This window comes from Micromonospora sp. NBC_01796, from assembly GCF_035917455.1.
Lineage (GTDB): Bacteria > Actinomycetota > Actinomycetes > Mycobacteriales > Micromonosporaceae > Micromonospora_G.
Map to the genome: position 1 here is coordinate 6,038,970 of NZ_CP109078.1, position 16,590 is coordinate 6,055,559.

Here is a 16,590-nt window from a genome sequence, read left to right on the forward strand (position 1 = left end):
GTCAAACGAGGCTCCCCATCGATCGAGGGCAGTGGTCTCCCATGTGCTGGACGAGGTAGTTCCGGTCCCGTGGCCGACCGCCCGGCCCACGCCGGGTCAGCCCAGCAGTTGACGCAACTGGTACTTGAGCACCTTGCCGGTGCCGCCCCGGGGCAGCACGTCCAGCCGGTGGATCCGTTTCGGCACCTGGTGCGGCTCGAGCCGCTCGGCCAGGAACGCCGTGAGTGCCGCCTTGTCCAGCGACTCGTCCGCGGCGACGACCGCGGTGACGATCTGCCCGAGTTCGGCGTCGGGTAGCCCGATGACACTCGCCTCGCGTACCGCGGGGTAGTCGTAGACCGCCGCCTCGACCTCCAGTGACGACACGAGCCTGCCCCCGGTGGTGATGACATCGGTCATCCGGTCGAACAGGAACAGCTCACCGTCGGCCGTGGCACGTCCGAGGTCACGGGTACGGGTCCAACCGCCGGCGTGTACCTGGGCGTTGAGCGTCTCGTCGAGGTACAGCCGTTTCGGCGCCTCGCAGCGCAGCCACACCTCACCGAGCTCGCCGGGCGGCACTGGCTCCCCCTGCTCGTCCACCACCCGCATCTCGGTGCCGCGACCGGGACGCCCCACCCACATCGGGCGGTCCGGGTCCACGTTGCCCAGCATGATCGCCGGCACCGCCTCGGACTGCGCGTACGCGTTGGCGATCGTCGCGTTGGGCATAGCAGCCAGCAGGTCGCGGGCGATGCGGGGCGGCATGATCGCCGAGGCGTTGCCGATGGTCTTGACCGTGCTGAGGTCGTACCGGTCCTGCGGGCGGATGGCGGCCAGCCGGATCGCGGTCCAGGGCGTCAGGATGAGCGTCGCGCAGCCGTACGCGGCGAGCAACCGCGCGATTTCCTCCGGATCGTCCGGCGAGCACACGATCAGTGGCGAGGGCGTCGTGGTGGCGAGCACGGCGACGGTCGTCGCGCTCGACGTGGTGCCCAGCGGCATGGGCGCGAGCAACGGCGCGGGGTCCACGAGCTGCCCGAGCGCGGCCGACCCCCGGCCGTAGGTCAGGTTGCCGTGCGGGTTGGTGAACGGCTTCGCCAGTCCGGTGGTGCCGGACGTGTAGAGGATGTCGGAGATGTCCTCGGGCGCCACGCCGGTGTCGATGGGGCCGGTGTCGCCGCCGTCCAGCTCCGCCACCGTCACCGACCAGCGCCCGGCGGCATCCGGCCACGGCGGCAGCCCGGAGCCGTGAATCACCCCGACCACCTCGCACTGGTCGAAGCGCCGGTGCAACTCAGCCGTGGACAGGGTGTTGTTGACGTGGACCGCGGTCGCACCGGCCTTGAGCACACCGAGGTACGCGGCGGCGTAGTCGATCCAGTCGTCGCCGCCGAAGAGCAACGCCACCCTGGCCCCACGGCCGCTGCCGCCGAGCCGCTCCAGGATCCCCCGGGCGACGGCGTTGGACCGGCGGTCCCACCGCTCATAGGTCACCGTCGTCTTGCCCCGGACGTTGATCGCCTCCTGCTCCGGCATGAGACCGGCGCGGTGCCGGAGCAGGTCGGGTACGACGACCGCGGACGTTGGCACACTCATGGGTTCTCCTCGGATGACGCGCTCAGCTCCACCGGTACACGCGGTGGAAGTCCTCGATCCTGTCGAGCAGCAGCAGTTCCCGGCCGGCCAGATGACTGTCCAGGACGGACTGGTACGGACCGGTGTCCAGGACCGCGTCGCGGACGCCGAACGCCCGGTCGGCCGTGTGCCGGTTGAGCTCGTCGTACTCCGCGACCGTCAGCTCACGCCGGGCGGCCACCGCCTTGGCGAGTGGCCGGGCCCCGAGCCGGGCGGCGGCCCGCTCCGTGACCACTCCGCTGAAGAACTCGGACCCGCAGCCGGAGCCGTAGGAGAACAGCCCGATGCGCCGTGCCACGGAGAAGTCGGCGTGGTCGATCAGCGAGCACAGCGCGAGGTACAGCGAGCCGGAGTACAGGTTGCCGATCTGGCTGGTGTACGCGAGCGACGGTGCCACCCGTGCCTCGAAGTCCGCGCCGATGCTGGCCGGGGACATGCCCTTGGTCTTGCGCAGCAGCGTCCGGTGGGCCCCCTTGACCATGCCGGCGAAGGGGATGTGGAACAGGAGATGGTCGAAGGTGGTGACGATGTCGGCTCCGGCGACGCGGTCCCGGTAGGCGGCGAAGCACTCCTCGAGGCAGCTGAGGTAGGCCAGGAGGGACAGGTCCGAGTTGACCACGTCGACGTCGGGCCGGGGGCGCAGCGTGTCCATGACCTCCTTGGTGTGGTACCCGCTGGCACCGAGGTCGAGGCGCAGGACGTCGGGGGAGCGGCTCACCAGCATCGCGACCGCACCCGCTCCCTCGGACGGCTCGTAGTAGCTGCCGGCGGCGGCGATGCCGGCGATGTCGGTGGCGACCACCAGCGCACGCGCGTCCGGGATGGGACTCGCGGCGATGATCGCAGCCGCGCTCTGCAGCGCCGCGGTGCCGCCGTAGCAGGCGTGCTTGACCTCGAACGACCGGCAGCGCGGCGACAGACCGAGGTGGTCGTGGACGTACGTGCTGATGGGCTTGCCGAAGTCCAACCCCGACTCGGTCGCGACCACGACCAGCTCGATCGCCGCCCGCTGCGCCGGGGTCAGCGCGTCGACCAGTGGCCGGGCCGCGTTGACCGCGTGGGTGACCTGGTCCTCGCAGGGCAGGCTCACCGACCGGCGGTCCATCATCAGGTTCGCCAGCCGTGACGGGTCCAGGCCGCGTGCCTCGAACAGCGCCCGTACGTCGACGGACGCGCTGCCTGCGTAGACATGAAGATCCTCGATGCCGATGGATGTGGTGACCATCGTTGTCATCTCCCTCGCCATCGCGGTCTCTGACGGTTCTACGGTCGTCCGGGCGGCCGGGTCTGCTCATAGTTGAGCGCCGGGGGTGCGTCGGGCCGGTTAGGATGCCGGGTCATGCAGAGGTATGTCGCATTTCTTCGGGCAGTGAATATCGGCGGCGAGAGCTCGATGGTGATGGCGGACCTGAAGCAGGTCTTCGTCTCCTGCGGGTTCGACGGCGTGGCGACGTACATCCAGAGCGGCAACGTCGTTTTCGGCTCCCCGGCGGACGACGAGGCGGCCATCCTTGCCGAGATCCATCGAGGCATCAAGGACCGGTGGGGCAAGGACGTGCCGGTTCTGCTGCGCAGCCTGCCCGAGCTCGACGCCATGATCGCCGCCAACCCGTACCTCGGCGAAAACTCGGACTACACGAAGCTGCTGGTCACATTGCTGACGCACGATCCCGGCGCGGACAAGCAGGACGCGCTCGCGTCGCCGGCCGGCGAGACGGGCACGGTGGCGCTGGTCGGCCGGGACGTGTTCGTGCACGTCCCGGACGGGTACGGGCGGAGCAAGCTGAGCAACGCCTTCGTGGAGCGCAGAACCGGCGTCGTCGGGACGACCCGCAACTGGCGCTCGGTGCTGAAGCTGCGCGACATGGCGGCGGGCTGACCTCATCCTCGCGGTCCCGGTCCGGCCCGGTCCGCACCGACGCCCGCGGTCGCCTTCTCGACCCGGCCCACCAGGGACAGCAGCGGACCGGTGAGCACCGTCGTGACCAGCGCCATGACGAGCAGCGCGAGGAACAGCGGCGGACTCAGGATGCCGGCCTGGAAGCCGACCTGCAGCACGATCAGCTCGGTGAGCCCACGCGTGTTGAGCAGGATGCCGATCCGTACGGCGAGAGCGGGGGAGCTGCCGCCGAGCCGGGCGCCGAGGTACCCACCGCCGATTTTGCCGGCGACGGCGAGCCCCAGCACCACGAGAACCAGAGACCACGGCGTGGTACCGATGGCGCCGGTCAGCACGGTGAGCCCGGTGTTGACGAAAAAGACCGGCAGCAGCCAGCCGCCGAGCCGTGACACGGTGGCGGTGGGTACGTCCCACGGTTCGCCGAGCGGGATCGCCAGGCCGACCAGGATCGCACCGAACACCGCCGTCAGTCCCAGGTGGTGCACGCCGAAGCCGACCGCGAGCGCGAGGACGCCCAGGGTCACCGTGCTCGCGGCGGGCCAGCGGGCGCACCACACCGCCGCCCTGCCACGACTCAGTGCCCACCTGATCCCGGCGGCGAGCAGCAGCGCGCCCGCGAGCACCGCCATCGCGTCGCGGAACGTGGCCGCGTCCCCGGCGCCGAGCGCGACGGCCAGTGACAGCAGCAGCCAGCCCACGATGTCGACCGCGACCGCGGCGGCCAGGGCCAGGCTCCCCGCGGTGGACTCCTCCAGGCCGCGTTCCTTCAGCAGCCTCGCCAGCACCGGCACCGCGGTGATCGACAGCGTCACCGCGACGCACAGGACGAAGGCCGGCAGCGGTGCGTCACCGCGTACGGTGGCGTCGCCGGACATGAGTACCCAGAGGGCGACGAGCGCGCCGCACGCCAGCGCCGGGACGAGCGCGCCGGCGGTTACCCACGCCAGCCGGCGGTCGTTGCGCGCCGGCCCGACCCGCAGTTCGCGGGCGAGGCTGACCAGGAACAGCACCAGGGCACCTTCGGCGACCAGGCGCAGGAGCGCCCGTACGTCGTCGGGCAGCACGGTCGCGAGGACCCCGCGCCCGGCCAGCGCGACGAGTACCGGGCCGACGAGCAGGCCGGCGACGATCTCGCCGATCACCGGCGGCTGGCGCAGCAGCCGTGCGGCGGCCCGTCCGGCGGCGGCAACGAGGAGCAGGGCGACGATAAGCACGGCGCCGTGCAGCAGTCCCAGGATCCCGCCCATCTCAGCGACCGCTTCGCTGCGGGCCGCCCGCATCCGGTGGCGCGGCGACGCTGGCGCTCATGCGGTCAGCCCGTGCTCGCCGTGGAGATAGCGGCCGGCGCCGGTGGCCGAGCGGGTCGTGCCGGTGCCCCAGAGGCCGAGTTCCCTCTGCCCGCGCTCCACGTACTCGGTGAGGGCCGCCTCGTTGATCAGGAGGTATCCGCCGGGGAGCTGGTCGACCAGCTTCGCCTTGCGGAAGTGCTTGAGGAACAAGCCGACCCGGGACCGGGTGGTGCCGACCATGCTCGCCAGCTCCTCCTGGGTGATCTTCGCATCGATCTGCATGCCGACGTTCAGCTGGCGCCCCACCTTGCGGGCGAGCCGCAGCAGGGTGGCGGCCAGCCGGTGCTCGCTGTCCATGGTGACCAGCTGCGTGATCGTCTGCTGCTGGTCGAGGAGCTTGGCCATCAGGAACCGGGTGAAGTACCAGTTGAGGTGATCGTCGTTGATGAGCATGTTGAAGAGCTTCGCGGAGTTGATCCGCCGGATGACGCTGTCCTTCATGGCCGTCGCCGTGTCGTGCCGCGGTGCACCGAGCAGTCCCAACTCGCCGAACATGTCGCCCCGGGTGTGGATTGACAGGAGGCACTGCTTGCCGTCCGCCGACGACGCGGTGGTCTTGAACTGGCCGACCTCCACGAGGTACATGCGCAGGTCCTGGTCGCCGGAGTTGTAGATGGCCCCGCCTCTGGGCACATGCGTGCGGACGGCGAACGTCGGGTCGTCGCGGATCATCTGGTGCAGCTGGTTGCGCAAGTCATTGGTAGCGCCGGCGGTTCGCAAGAAGTCCTCCTCGCGCCCGAATTCGGACAGGCGGGTGCGTTGTCCGATTTCTGCTCGTCCGATTTGTGGCGAAGGGTGGGCGGCTGTGGTGAATGCAGCCGGAACCCTTGCCTGTAGTCTGTGTGCCGGACTGATCGTCTTCTGTTCCATTGTGAGCAGACAATGGTTTTGTCCGCTATGAGTTTGACAATCCACCCGAGGACACGGCGTATCGATGGGGCATCAGTCTGCTCCGCACCTGTCCTGTGCAGCAATTTCGTGCAATGTTCATCCGCCCGGATGGGCGGCGACGTGCCGTCCTGCTAACCGGCAGGCGGAATCGCTCGGCGCTGCATGTGATTCTCATCGCCCGCTGTGCGGACGGGGCCAACTGGGTGCGTGTGCACCCGCCCGTGGCTCGGCTGCTTCGGTGTCCAGATAGTTGTTCCGGCAATAGTTGTGCGCGATTCATAGGGCGGCGCAGGCTGTGTCGCGACCAGGCAACTCCCTCGTTTCGGTGGCGTTTCGAGCAGTTGTCGGGAAAGCCTCCAGTGCCTCTGCATCGCCCGGATGAAGAGCACTGGATCGGGCATCCATGTCGAGTCCATGATGGGGGATTCGCCACTAATTCGTGGAGTATGGTTCACTTGAAGCGAACGCATTCGAACGACGCCCTTCGACGGAGTGGACAGCGGACGGGCCGGTCGGTGATTCGTGTGCGCATGCGTATGCGGATGTCGGGAGGTGGGCCGACATCGTTGTGGCGCTGCAGAATCGTACGGTCATCAATCTGAACCGGCGTCATGCGCGTAAAACATGTTAACCAATCCAGCGGCACGTGTCCATGTAGCCAATGTCGTGGAACGGACTTATTGGGCCAACCGTCGTGCAGGTTATTCCTGTCGATTGTCTGATAGCGGACGCATTGGACTAACTATTCAGCGGATTCCTGGTCGGGTAGGTATTGATCATGATCGGTCTGGATGATCTTCAGGCGGTGGTCCCGGTCCACCGTCCGTGGCGCGGTCGCCGAGCTCTTCGCGAACGACGCAAAATGAACAGATCAGGGTCATGTGACACCAGGTGAATGACCGACCATTGTGCCGCCGGGGCTCAGCGGGGCTGCGACATCAGTCGTTCGGCAACCGCGTCCGCGTGCCTGGTACGCCAGTCAGCGAGCGGCTCCGAGCCGACGAGCCGGTTGAACGCCCCGATGTCGGCGGACGCGGGCACCCGGTAGTTCAGCCGCTGGCCGGGCGTACCGCGCAACGCCGCCGCGGTGGCCTCCCGGCAGTACGCGGCGAACACCAGGGCCAGACCGTGCTTCGCATCGCGACCCACCGCACCGAGGCTCTCGCGTACCACCTCCAGCGGGCGCCCGAAGTGGGTGCGTTCCAGTGCCACCCGCTCCTGCGCGCTGAGATCCTCCAGCCGATCGTGCCGCAGATACAGCCGGTACAGCTCTTCGGCGCGCGCGGCGAACAGCGTGCCCTTGTGCGCCACCCGGGACCGGGCGCCCAGCTCGAACAGTTCGGGGTCGGGCGCGTCCCGGGTGTCGGTGACGTCGAGCGTGCCGAGCAGATCCTTCGCCGCGTCCGAGGTGGCGGCCTCGGGTGTGCACTGGTTGACGGTCGTCGTGACGACGAAGTCGGCACCGAGCGCGAAGGCGGCCGCGACGGCGGCCGGCGTCCCCACCCCCGCCACACCGATCCGCACCGTCGGGGCCTCGCGGTCGCGCTGGGCGACCAGGGCGGGTACGAGCGCGAGCGCGTCCCCCTCGGCGGCCAGGTCGGTGGCGACGGGAAGACGCGCCGCCGACGCGGCGGCACTGGCGTCGAGGAGCCCCTCGTCGACCAGGGCCCGCACCACCGCCGGATCGGGCGGGCGCAGGAACCGGGTCGCGGTGGCCGGGTCGGTGATCCGGACCAGGACCCGCCGGAGTCCGTCGGCGTACCGGAACCGGACGAGCTGCGGCGACACCGCACCGAGCGGCCCGGAGACCTCCACCTGGCGCACGTCGTGGACGAGATACAGGTCGCAGAGGGAACGCTCGTCCCGGCCGCCCGGCCACGCCATCCCGTACCGGGGGACGTCACGCAGCTCGACCAGGGCGGCCCGGATCGCGGCGGTGTCCAGCCCGCCCGCGCCGAAGAACCCGAGCAGCCCGGCGTCGGACAGCCGCCGCAGCAGGGCGGGTGAGGTGACACCGTACGGCAACGACCCGGCCAGGCACGCGTACCGGACGTCGTATTCCGCGCGCAGTGCCGCCGAACCCCCCACCCGAGTCCCCGTCGGGTTCGGCGCGACCGCCGGTCGCGAGGGTGTCGGGACGGGAGAGGTGTCGGCAGGTGCGGAACCGGTGGGAACGCGCGGGGGCGCCACGATCGGCACGGGCGGTGCCGTCGGCGGGACATCGGGAGCGGGGAGTCTCGTGGCGGCCCGGCGCCACATCTTGGTGAGGACGTCACCCGGCCCGACCTCGACCGGCTCCGTCACACCGGCCCGGGCCAGCCGGCACATGGTGTCCCACCACCGCACCGGCTCGACGAAGTGTCGCAGCAGCGTCGCGGGGAGGTCCGCCGGGAGGTGGGGGGCGGCGGTCACGTTGCTCAGCACCGGGATCACCGGCGGCGCGAACCGGACGTCGCGCAGGACCGACGCGAAGGCGTCCGCGGTGGCGGACATGAGACGCGAGTGCGCCGGAACGCTCACCGCCAACGGTACGCACCGGCCCGTACCGTGGCGGCGCACGGCGTCGATGACCGCCCGGACCCCGTCCGCGCTGCCCGCGACGACGAACTGGTCGGGCAGGTTGTGGTTGGCGAGGTCGACGTCGCCGATCTCGGCCAGCAGTGCGGTCACCCGGGACAGCGGCAGCCCGAGCACGGCCACCATGCCGCCACCGGTGACCTCGCCCATCAGCTCGCCCCGCCGGACCACGAGCCGCAACGCGGTCTCGAAGTCCAGGCAGCCCGCGACGTGCAGCGCCGCGTACTCGCCGAGGCTGTGTCCGGCCAGCACGTCGGGCGCCGGATGGCCGTCCGCCCGCGCTGCGCGGGCGGCCAGGACGCTGACGAGGAACACCGCCGGCTGCACGTACCGGGTCTGGCCGAGGTACTCCCCGCGCTCGTCGCGGCACAACTCGCGCGGGGACACCCCGATGATCCGACCGGCGGCGGCACACTCGTCGGGGAACCGGTCGAGCAACTCCTCGCCCATACCCGGGCGCTGGGAACCCTGTCCCGGGAAGACCCATGCCCGCATGGCGCTCACCGCTCCCACGGGTATCGGCCGAGGGTGACGAAGTCGGTGATCCGCCGACGTACCACCGGCGAGGACATCAACCGACCGAACTCGGCGACGGCGTGGTCCCGTACGCGCTCGTCAACGGCGGAAAGCCCGCGGAAGTACCGCTTGGCGTCGCCGACGACGACCCCGTCCAGCCGGTTGAGGCGGAACACCAACTGCCGCAGCACCGTCTCCGGCTGCTCGGTGACCTCGTCGACGAGATGGATGCGGTGCGCCTCCGACGCCGGGACCGCCTGGGTGCTCAGGGTTGCCGCGTACGCCTTCTGGAAACCGACCCGACGCACCAGGAACGGCAGCACGCAGCACGGCAGCAGACCCCACAGCGCCTCCGGCAGCGCGAACGTGCTGCGTGCGGTGGCGTGCGCGAAGTCGCTGGCGGCCACGAGCCCGACCCCGCCGCCGGCGACCTGGCCGTCGACCTGGGCGATCACCACCCGTCCGACGGTGGTGAAGCGTTCCAACAGGCCGAAGAACGCGGCGCCGCCGTCGGAGGCACCACCGCCGTCGTCGGCGGCACTCTCGAGGTTCATCCCGGTGCTGAACACCCCGTCGCGGCCCTCCAGCACCACCGCCCGGCACGTGTCGTCGCCCTCGGCCTCGTCGAGCGCCGCGTGCAACTCGCCGAGCACCACGTCGTCGATGGTGTTGCGCCGCTCGGGCCGGGCCAGGGTGACGCGGAGCAGGCCGGGTTCCCGCCGCAGCTCGATCGTCCGGTATGCCATCGGTTCAGCCCCGCACCGCGACGGGTTCATTCATTGCTGCTCGGCACCTGCGGTAGCAGCAGCGTGTCGCGGATGCTCGCCTCGATGAACAGCCGGTCCCAGGCCCCGCCGCCCTTCGACTCGTGCAGCCGGCGGCGCCCGAACACCTCCGTGGCCATCTCCTTGCTGCGTTCCAGTTCGGCGAGCGCCTGGTGGTCCTCGGGGGAGCGCAGGTGGATCAGTTGGAACAGGTGGTCCTGCTGACCCCACGTCTGCTCGTACAGTGTCGCGGTCACCTTGCCGGCGAGCCGCTCGTTGACGAAGTGCTGCCAGTGGGCCGCGTACATCCGGCCCTCCTCGCGGTACTCGTACTTGACGTCCGAGGTCCGCATCACGATCGCCCCCGCGGTCGCCGAGTTGAGCTGCAGTTCCGGTGGCTGGTTCAGCTGCGACGTCGCCGGCGGTACGAACGTCGCCGGCTCCTCGTGGTCGTCGCCCTCCTCGGCCATTCCGTGCTGCGGGACCAGCACGTCCTCGTGCAGGCTGCGGTGGATGAACATCCGGTCCCAGTTGCCGCCGCCCTTGTGCGGCAGCCGGTCCTCGTCGGAGATCCGGCGGAACTCCAGGTCGCGGTCGACCATGTTGAGCAGGATGCGGTAGTCCTGCGGCGACTTGAGATGGATGAACCAGTGCATCCGGTCACGGGCACCGAACGTCTCCTCGAAGGCGAACGAGGTGGCCACGCCCTCCTGCGAGGTGTTGATGTACTGAAGGAGGTCGACGCTGAACCGGCGCCCCTCCGCGGCGAACTCGTACGCCAGTTGCCCGACCCGGTGCAGGATGAAGCCTGAGTTGAGACTGTGCAGCACCCGCTCCAGCGGTAGCGACGACTGGTTCAGGGCGCGGTGCGGCACGAGCGTCGTGGTCATCGGTTCGCTCCTCCTCTGATCTCGGTCTGACGGCTCGGTTCTACGCAGCCCGCCACGCCGTGTCTGCTCACGGTTGAGCTACCGACCGAAGCCGTTGGCTTGCTCATTGTTGAGCAGGCGGGCGGGGCGCGGCTGCCTAGCGTTTGGCTCGGGCTCGGACCTCCGGGCCGGAAACCCTTCCCACCCGGGCAGGTGCCGTGACGCAACGAACCGTTCGATCCCATGCCGTTCTCCTCTCGGCGTCCGGCCACGCACAGCTGCGCCGATCCGCCGACCGGCTGCGCGAGCACCTCGCCGTCGCCGGCCGGCGGCCCGACCTCGCGGACGTGGCGTACACCTCGCAGGTCGGCCGGATGCCGTTGCCGCACCGGCTCGCCGTGCGGTGCGAGGACGTCGACGGGCTCGTCGACGGGCTCACCGCGTTCCTGCGGGAGGAGACCCGCGACGGTGTCCTGTACGGCGTCGCCGTACCGTCGAACGCGTCGTCCGTTCCCGAGCCGCCGACCGACGCGGACGCCGCCGTGGTGTGGGTCGCCGGTGGACGGGTCGACTGGCAGCGGTACTGGCCGCAGCCGCGCCCGCGGGTGCCGCTGCCGGGCTATCCGTTCGGATCCGAACCTTCCGTGCCGCAGCCGGTGGAGGTGGCCGGGTCCGCGTCGCTGGAGGGCTATCTCACCGAGCTGTACGCCACCGTCTCGGGACTGCCGGCCGACGCGGTGGACCTTCGGGTGCCGCTCGTCGACCAGGGCCTCTCGTCGTACCTCATCACGCTGCTGAATGCCCGGATCGCGGACGATCTCGGTGAGCGGTCCCGGACCCTGTTCTTCGAGCACCCGTCGCTCGCCGCCGTCGCCGCCGCGCTGGCCGCAGCGGGCCGTACCGCGCCGGGTGAGGCCGCAGGGCCGACCACCGCCCCGCCCCCGGCCACCCGCACCGCCGCCTCCGAGGCCGCCACCCACGACGCCCCCACCCACGACGCCCCCACCCGCGAGGCCGCCACCTCCGAGGCCGCTGCCCCGATCCGGTCGGCGCAGGGGAGTGTCGGCGAGCAGGAGATCGCCGTCATCGGCCTCGCCGGAAGATACCCCGGCTCCCCCGACCTGGAAGCGTTCTGGGACAACCTCGTCAACGGTCGCGACTGCGTCACCCCGCATCCCGCGCAGCGGGCCCGCCCGGGGTGGCCGACCCACCTGATGGAGGGCGGGTACCTCGACCAGGTCGACTGCTTCGATCCGCTGTTGTTCGGCATCACCCCCCGCGACGCCGCCCTGATGGACCCGCAGGAGCGGTTGTTCCTCGAGGTGACCTGGGCGGCGCTGGAGGACGCCGGGTACACCCGCGCCCGGCTGCGGGAGCGGCACCACTCGTCGGTCGCCGTGTACGCCGGTGCGATGTGGAACGAGTACCCGTTGTTCGGGGCCGAGCAGACGCTCCTGGGCTCCCCGCAGGACTCCGGCGCGACACTCGGCGGCATCGCCAACCGCGTGTCGTACTTCTTCGACCTGCACGGCCCCAGCCTGACCGTCGACACCATGTGCTCCTCGGCGCTCGTCGCGCTCGACCTGGCCGTACGGAGCCTGCGGTACGGCGAGGCCGAGCTGGCGATCACCGGCGGGGTGAGCCTGTCCCTGCACCCGAACAAGTTCATCCAGCAGCAGCGGATGAAACTCACCGCGAGCGACCGGCGCAGCCGCAGCTTCGGCGCGGGCGGCGACGGTTTCGTGCCGGCCGAGGGGGTTGGTGCGCTGGTGCTCAAGCCCCTGCACCGCGCGCTCGCCGACGGCGACCCGGTGCACGCGGTGATCCGGGGAACCGCGGTCGTACACGCCGGCCGGACCAACGGGTACATCGTGCCGAGCCCGGTCGCGCAGGCCGACGTGGTACGCCGGGCGCTACGCGACGCCCGGACCCGGCCCGACGAGATCGGCTACGTCGAGGCACACGGGGCGGGCACCGCTCTCGGCGACCCGGTCGAGATCGAGGGGTTGAGCCGCGCGTACCGGGAAGCGGCCGGCGCCGAACTGCCGCCCGGCGGCATCCCGATCGGGTCGGTGAAGTCGACCATCGGGCACACCGAGGCCGCGGCCGGGATGGCCGGCCTCACCAAGGTGATCCTCCAACTCCGTCACGGCACCCTGGCGCCGTCGCTGCACGCCGACGACCTCAACCCGAACATCGCCTGGGACACCGTGCCGTTCCGGGTCCAGCGGCAACGCGCCGAGTGGAGCGGATCCCGGGTCGCGGGCATCAGCTCGTTCGGCGCCGGTGGGACCATCGCGCACGCGGTCGTCGCCGCACCGCCGGCCCGCGCCCGGGACACGGCACCGGCGGGCCCACAGCTCGTCGTCCTGTCGGCCTACGACGAGAACCGCCTCGACGAGGTCGTCCGGCGGCTCGTCGCACACCTGCGCCGGGACCGGGAGCCGACCTCCGGACAGCTCATCGACGCACTGCGCCGGATCGCGGCGGGCACGCTCGCCGAGCCGGCCGCCGACCACGCCGCCGCCCTGCTCGCAGGCGGCGGACCGGCACTCGCCGACATCGCCCACACCCTGCAGGTCGGCCGGGAACCGTTGCGGCAGCGGCTCGCGGTGGTTGCCGAGGACGTCGACACGCTGTGCGAACGGCTCACCCGGTACCGTGCCGATCCCGCCGTGCTGCTCGGCCGGGCGCCCGCCGCCCCGGACCCGGCCGCGGTCCTGCCCGCCGGAGCCACGCTCACCGACCTCGGCCGCCACTGGGTCACGGGCGGGTCCGTCGACTGGACGGCGCTCCACGGGCCGGGCCGGGTCATCGTCGATCTGCCCGCGTACCCGTTCGCCCGCGTCCGCTGCTGGCTGCCGGAGACCGCGCCGGCCGTCGCGGGTCCGCCCGAGACGCCGCTGTACACCAGGATCTGGCAGCCCGACCCGGGGCCCGACCCGGCCGGGCACCCGGTGTCGGGCGCGATGCTGTGCGTCGGCGGGAGCCCGGACCTCGTCGCACGGCTCGGCGGTGTCGCCGTGCTCGACCCGGCGGACCTGGCCGCGGTGCTGGCGCGCAACCCCGACGTGGGCGGCCTTGTCGGACTCCCCGGCGGCATCGGCTGGGAAACCAGGGTACGGGTGCTGCAACGGCTGCTCGCCGAACGTCCCCGTACGCCGTTGCGCGTGCTGGAGGTGGCGGCCGGGGACGTGCGGACGGCCGGGTTCGTCAAGGCCCTCGGCGCCGAGTACACCCGAGTCACCGCCACCGTCCTGTACACCGACCGACTGTCCGCCGACCATGACGCGCTCGCGGCGCAGGTCCGGGCCGAATGGGGGCGCCCCGATCCGTACGGCGAGGTTCGCTACGTCGACGGCCGGCGGCACCGGCCGCGGCTGGAGCCCGTGGCGGCCCCCCATGTCCCGCTGCGGTGCGACCCGGCCGGCGCCTACCTGGTGACCGGCGGCACGCGTGGCATCGGTGCCCTCGTCGCCCGACACCTCACCGACCACGGCGCCCGCGCGATCGCGCTGGTCGGCGTCCGGGAGGCCGCCGGAACCGTCGACGACCTGCGTGCCCGGGGCGTACGGGTGCTGCTGCACACCGGCGGATTCGACAACATCGACGGGTTCCTCGAACGGGTCCGCGCCGAACTCGGCCCCCTGCGCGGAGTGGTCCACTGCGCGGGCGTGGAGAGTCAGGGCAGCCCGGCGTTCGTGCACAAGGACCTCGCGGACGTACGTGCGGTCATGGCGCCGAAGCTCGACGGGTTCGAGTCCCTGGCCCGGCTGCTCGCCGCCGACCGTCTCGACTTCTTCCTGACCTTCTCCTCGGTGTGCGCCACGGTCACCGCGCTGGCCGCCGGGGTCACCGACTACGCCGCCGCGAACATCGCCGTGGACGAGCTCGTCCGCGCCGAACTGGCCGCGGGTCGTACCGGGTTCCGCTCGGTGGACTGGCCGCAGTGGGCGCAGACCGGGTCGACCAGTGGCCGCCCGAACCCGTGTGCCCCGGCCGGCATCGCGCCGCTCGACGACGCCGCCGGCCTGCGCGTTCTTGACCGGGTGCTCGCCCTGCCGACCGGTGCGGTGGTCCTGCCCTGCCCACCGTTGGGCGCCGCCCCCGACCCGGACGCCCTCCTGCGCCTTCGCCCGGCCGAGCCCGCCCCCGAAGCGGCCACCGAACGTCTTCCCGAGGCGGACGCGCCCGCGCCCGTGCCACCGGCCCCCGTGCCACCGGCCCCCGTGCCACCGGCCCCCGTGCCACCGGCCCCCGTGCCACCGGCCCCCGTGCCGCCCGTTGCCGTGCCACCCACGCCCGTGACGGCTGTGCCGGGGTGGCTGGTGACGGTCTTCTCGAACGCGCTCGGCATCCCCGAGCGGGACCTCGACCCGACGATCGAGTTCGGCGACCTCGGCGTCGACTCGGTGCTCCTCGGTGAGCTGCTCGTACGCATCGAGGAGAGGCTGGGTAGCCACCTCGATCCCGCGACTTTGCTGCTGCACCCGACCCTCGAGCGGCTCACCGCCCATCTCGGGATCCAGGCCCAGCAGTCCGTGGTCCCGCAGTCCGTGGTCCCGCAGTCCGTGGTCCCGTCGCCTGTGGCGCCGCAGCCTGTGGTGCCGTCAGCCGTGGTGGCGTCGGCTGTGCCGCGGACCGCACCGGCCTCGGTGCGGACGGCCGAGTCGCCGCGGGCCGGTGTGGACGGGCGGATCGCGGTGATCGGGATGGCCTGCCGGTTCCCCGGCGCCACCGACGTCACAGGCCTGTGGGACAACCTGCTGCACGGGCGCTGCGCCGTCGCCGAGGTGCCGCGCGAGCGGTGGGACCATCGCCGCTGGTGGTCGCCGGAGCCGGCGCTCGGTCGCTCGATCAGCAAGTGGGGCGGGTTCGTCGAGGACATCGAGTGGTTCGACCCCGAGTTCTTCGGCATGGGCGACGACGAGGCCCGCTGCCTCGACCCGGCGATCCGGATGTTCCTGGAGGGCACCGCCGAGTGTTTCGCGGAGGCGGGCTACGAACCGGCCGAGCTGCGGGGCCGACGGGTCGCCGTGGTCGCCGGCGCCCGACTGTCCGACTACGGCCGGCGGGTACCGGTCCGTGCCGACGTACTGCGGTCCGACCAGAACTTCATCGCCGCCCGCGTCGCGCACCAGTTCGACCTGCGCGGCCCCAACCTGGTCATCGACAGCGCCTGCTCGTCGTCGCTCCTCGCGGTGCAGGCGGCCTGCCGCAGCCTGCTGGCGGGGGAGTCCGAACTCGCCGTCGCCGGCGGGGTCGAGGTGCTGCTCGACCAGGAAGCCTATCTCGACCTGAGTGCCGCGCGGGCGCTCTCCCCGACCGGCCGGTGCTGGACGTTCGACGAGCGTGCCGACGGGTTCGTGCCCGGTGAGGGCTGCGGCGTGGTCCTGCTCAAACCGCTCGCGGCCGCGCTCGCCGACGGCGATCGGATCCACGCCGTCATCGACGGTGTCGCGGTCAACAACGACGGCCACACGATGGGTGTCACCACCCCGAGCCCCGCCGCGCAGGCCGACGTCGTCCGCCAGGCGCTCGCCGCCGCCGGTCGGTCACCGGGCGACATCACGATGCTGGAGGCCCACGGCACCGGCACGCTCATCGGCGACCCGATCGAACTGCGCGCGCTCAACGAGGTCTTCGGTGACCAGCCGGCCGGACGGATCGAGATCGGCAGCGTGAAGTCGAACCTCGGCCACCTCCTCAGCGCCGCCGGGATGGCCGGGATGTTGAAGGCGGCGCTCGCCCTGGAGCACGGCATGATCCCGCCGACGCTGTTCTGCGAGACCCCCAACCCCCGGTTCGACTTCGGCAGCTCGCCGCTGCACCCGACAACCGAAGCGGTCGCCTGGCCCGCAGGGCGGGAACGCGTCGCCGGGGTCAGCTCCTTCGGGCTCGGTGGCACCAACGCCCACCTCGTCATGAGCGCAGCCCCGCCCGTTGCGGCCCGCCGCGCGCCGCTGCCCCGCCCGGTGTTCCGCCGCCGGCGGCTGTGGCTTGACGGTGAGGCCGGCGCCCCGCCGCCGGCGCCCACCAGCGAGCCGCTCACCTCCTCCCTGCTGCACCTGCAGCTCGCGACCCGTGACTGACACCGAGACCCGGAG

The 16,590-nt window shown here is 71.6% G+C and carries 9 protein-coding genes; 2 read left to right on the forward strand and 7 right to left on the reverse strand.

What is annotated here, in order from left to right; translation table 11 throughout:
- Window positions 1-96: 96 nt before the first annotated feature.
- Window positions 97-1,578 carry a class I adenylate-forming enzyme family protein gene (locus OIE47_RS27535; protein ID WP_326557409.1) on the reverse strand — a complete coding sequence of 494 codons (1,482 nt, stop codon included), beginning with the start codon at window positions 1,576-1,578 and terminating at the stop codon, window positions 97-99.
- Between the two features lie 22 nt (window positions 1,579-1,600).
- Window positions 1,601-2,842 carry a hydroxymethylglutaryl-CoA synthase family protein gene (locus tag OIE47_RS27540; RefSeq protein WP_326557410.1) on the reverse strand — a complete coding sequence of 414 codons (1,242 nt, stop codon included), beginning with the start codon at window positions 2,840-2,842 and terminating at the stop codon, window positions 1,601-1,603.
- A gap of 114 nt (window positions 2,843-2,956) precedes the next feature.
- On the opposite strand from OIE47_RS27540, the gene OIE47_RS27545 reads away from it, so the two are divergent.
- Window positions 2,957-3,496, forward strand: coding sequence for a DUF1697 domain-containing protein (locus OIE47_RS27545; protein WP_326557411.1), 540 nt, complete (start codon window positions 2,957-2,959; stop codon window positions 3,494-3,496).
- Window positions 3,497-3,498: 2 nt separating this feature from the next.
- On the opposite strand, the gene OIE47_RS27550 is transcribed toward OIE47_RS27545, so the two are convergent.
- The 5 genes from OIE47_RS27550 to OIE47_RS27570 all read right to left on the reverse strand — a co-directional run bounded on the left by OIE47_RS27550 (window position 3,499) and on the right by OIE47_RS27570 (window position 10,504).
- Entirely contained in the window at window positions 3,499-4,764 is a 1,266-nt protein-coding gene (locus OIE47_RS27550) for a cation:proton antiporter (RefSeq protein ID WP_326557412.1), read from the reverse strand.
- 57 nt (window positions 4,765-4,821) lie between these two features.
- Window positions 4,822-5,736 carry a Crp/Fnr family transcriptional regulator gene (locus OIE47_RS27555; RefSeq protein WP_326557413.1) on the reverse strand — a complete coding sequence of 305 codons (915 nt, stop codon included), beginning with the start codon at window positions 5,734-5,736 and terminating at the stop codon, window positions 4,822-4,824.
- Between the two features lie 942 nt (window positions 5,737-6,678).
- Window positions 6,679-8,829 carry an ACP S-malonyltransferase gene (gene fabD / locus OIE47_RS27560; protein ID WP_326557414.1) on the reverse strand — a complete coding sequence of 717 codons (2,151 nt, stop codon included), beginning with the start codon at window positions 8,827-8,829 and terminating at the stop codon, window positions 6,679-6,681.
- 5 nt (window positions 8,830-8,834) lie between these two features.
- Window positions 8,835-9,596, reverse strand: coding sequence for an enoyl-CoA hydratase-related protein (locus OIE47_RS27565; RefSeq protein WP_326557415.1), 762 nt, complete (start codon window positions 9,594-9,596; stop codon window positions 8,835-8,837).
- 26 nt (window positions 9,597-9,622) lie between these two features.
- Entirely contained in the window at window positions 9,623-10,504 is an 882-nt protein-coding gene (locus OIE47_RS27570) for a DUF6039 family protein (RefSeq protein WP_326557416.1), read from the reverse strand.
- 197 nt (window positions 10,505-10,701) lie between these two features.
- On the opposite strand from OIE47_RS27570, the gene OIE47_RS27575 reads away from it, so the two are divergent.
- Window positions 10,702-16,575: an SDR family NAD(P)-dependent oxidoreductase gene (locus tag OIE47_RS27575; RefSeq protein ID WP_326557417.1), complete on the forward strand. Its 5,874-nt coding sequence runs from the start codon at window positions 10,702-10,704 to the stop codon at window positions 16,573-16,575.
- Window positions 16,576-16,590: the final 15 nt, after the last annotated feature.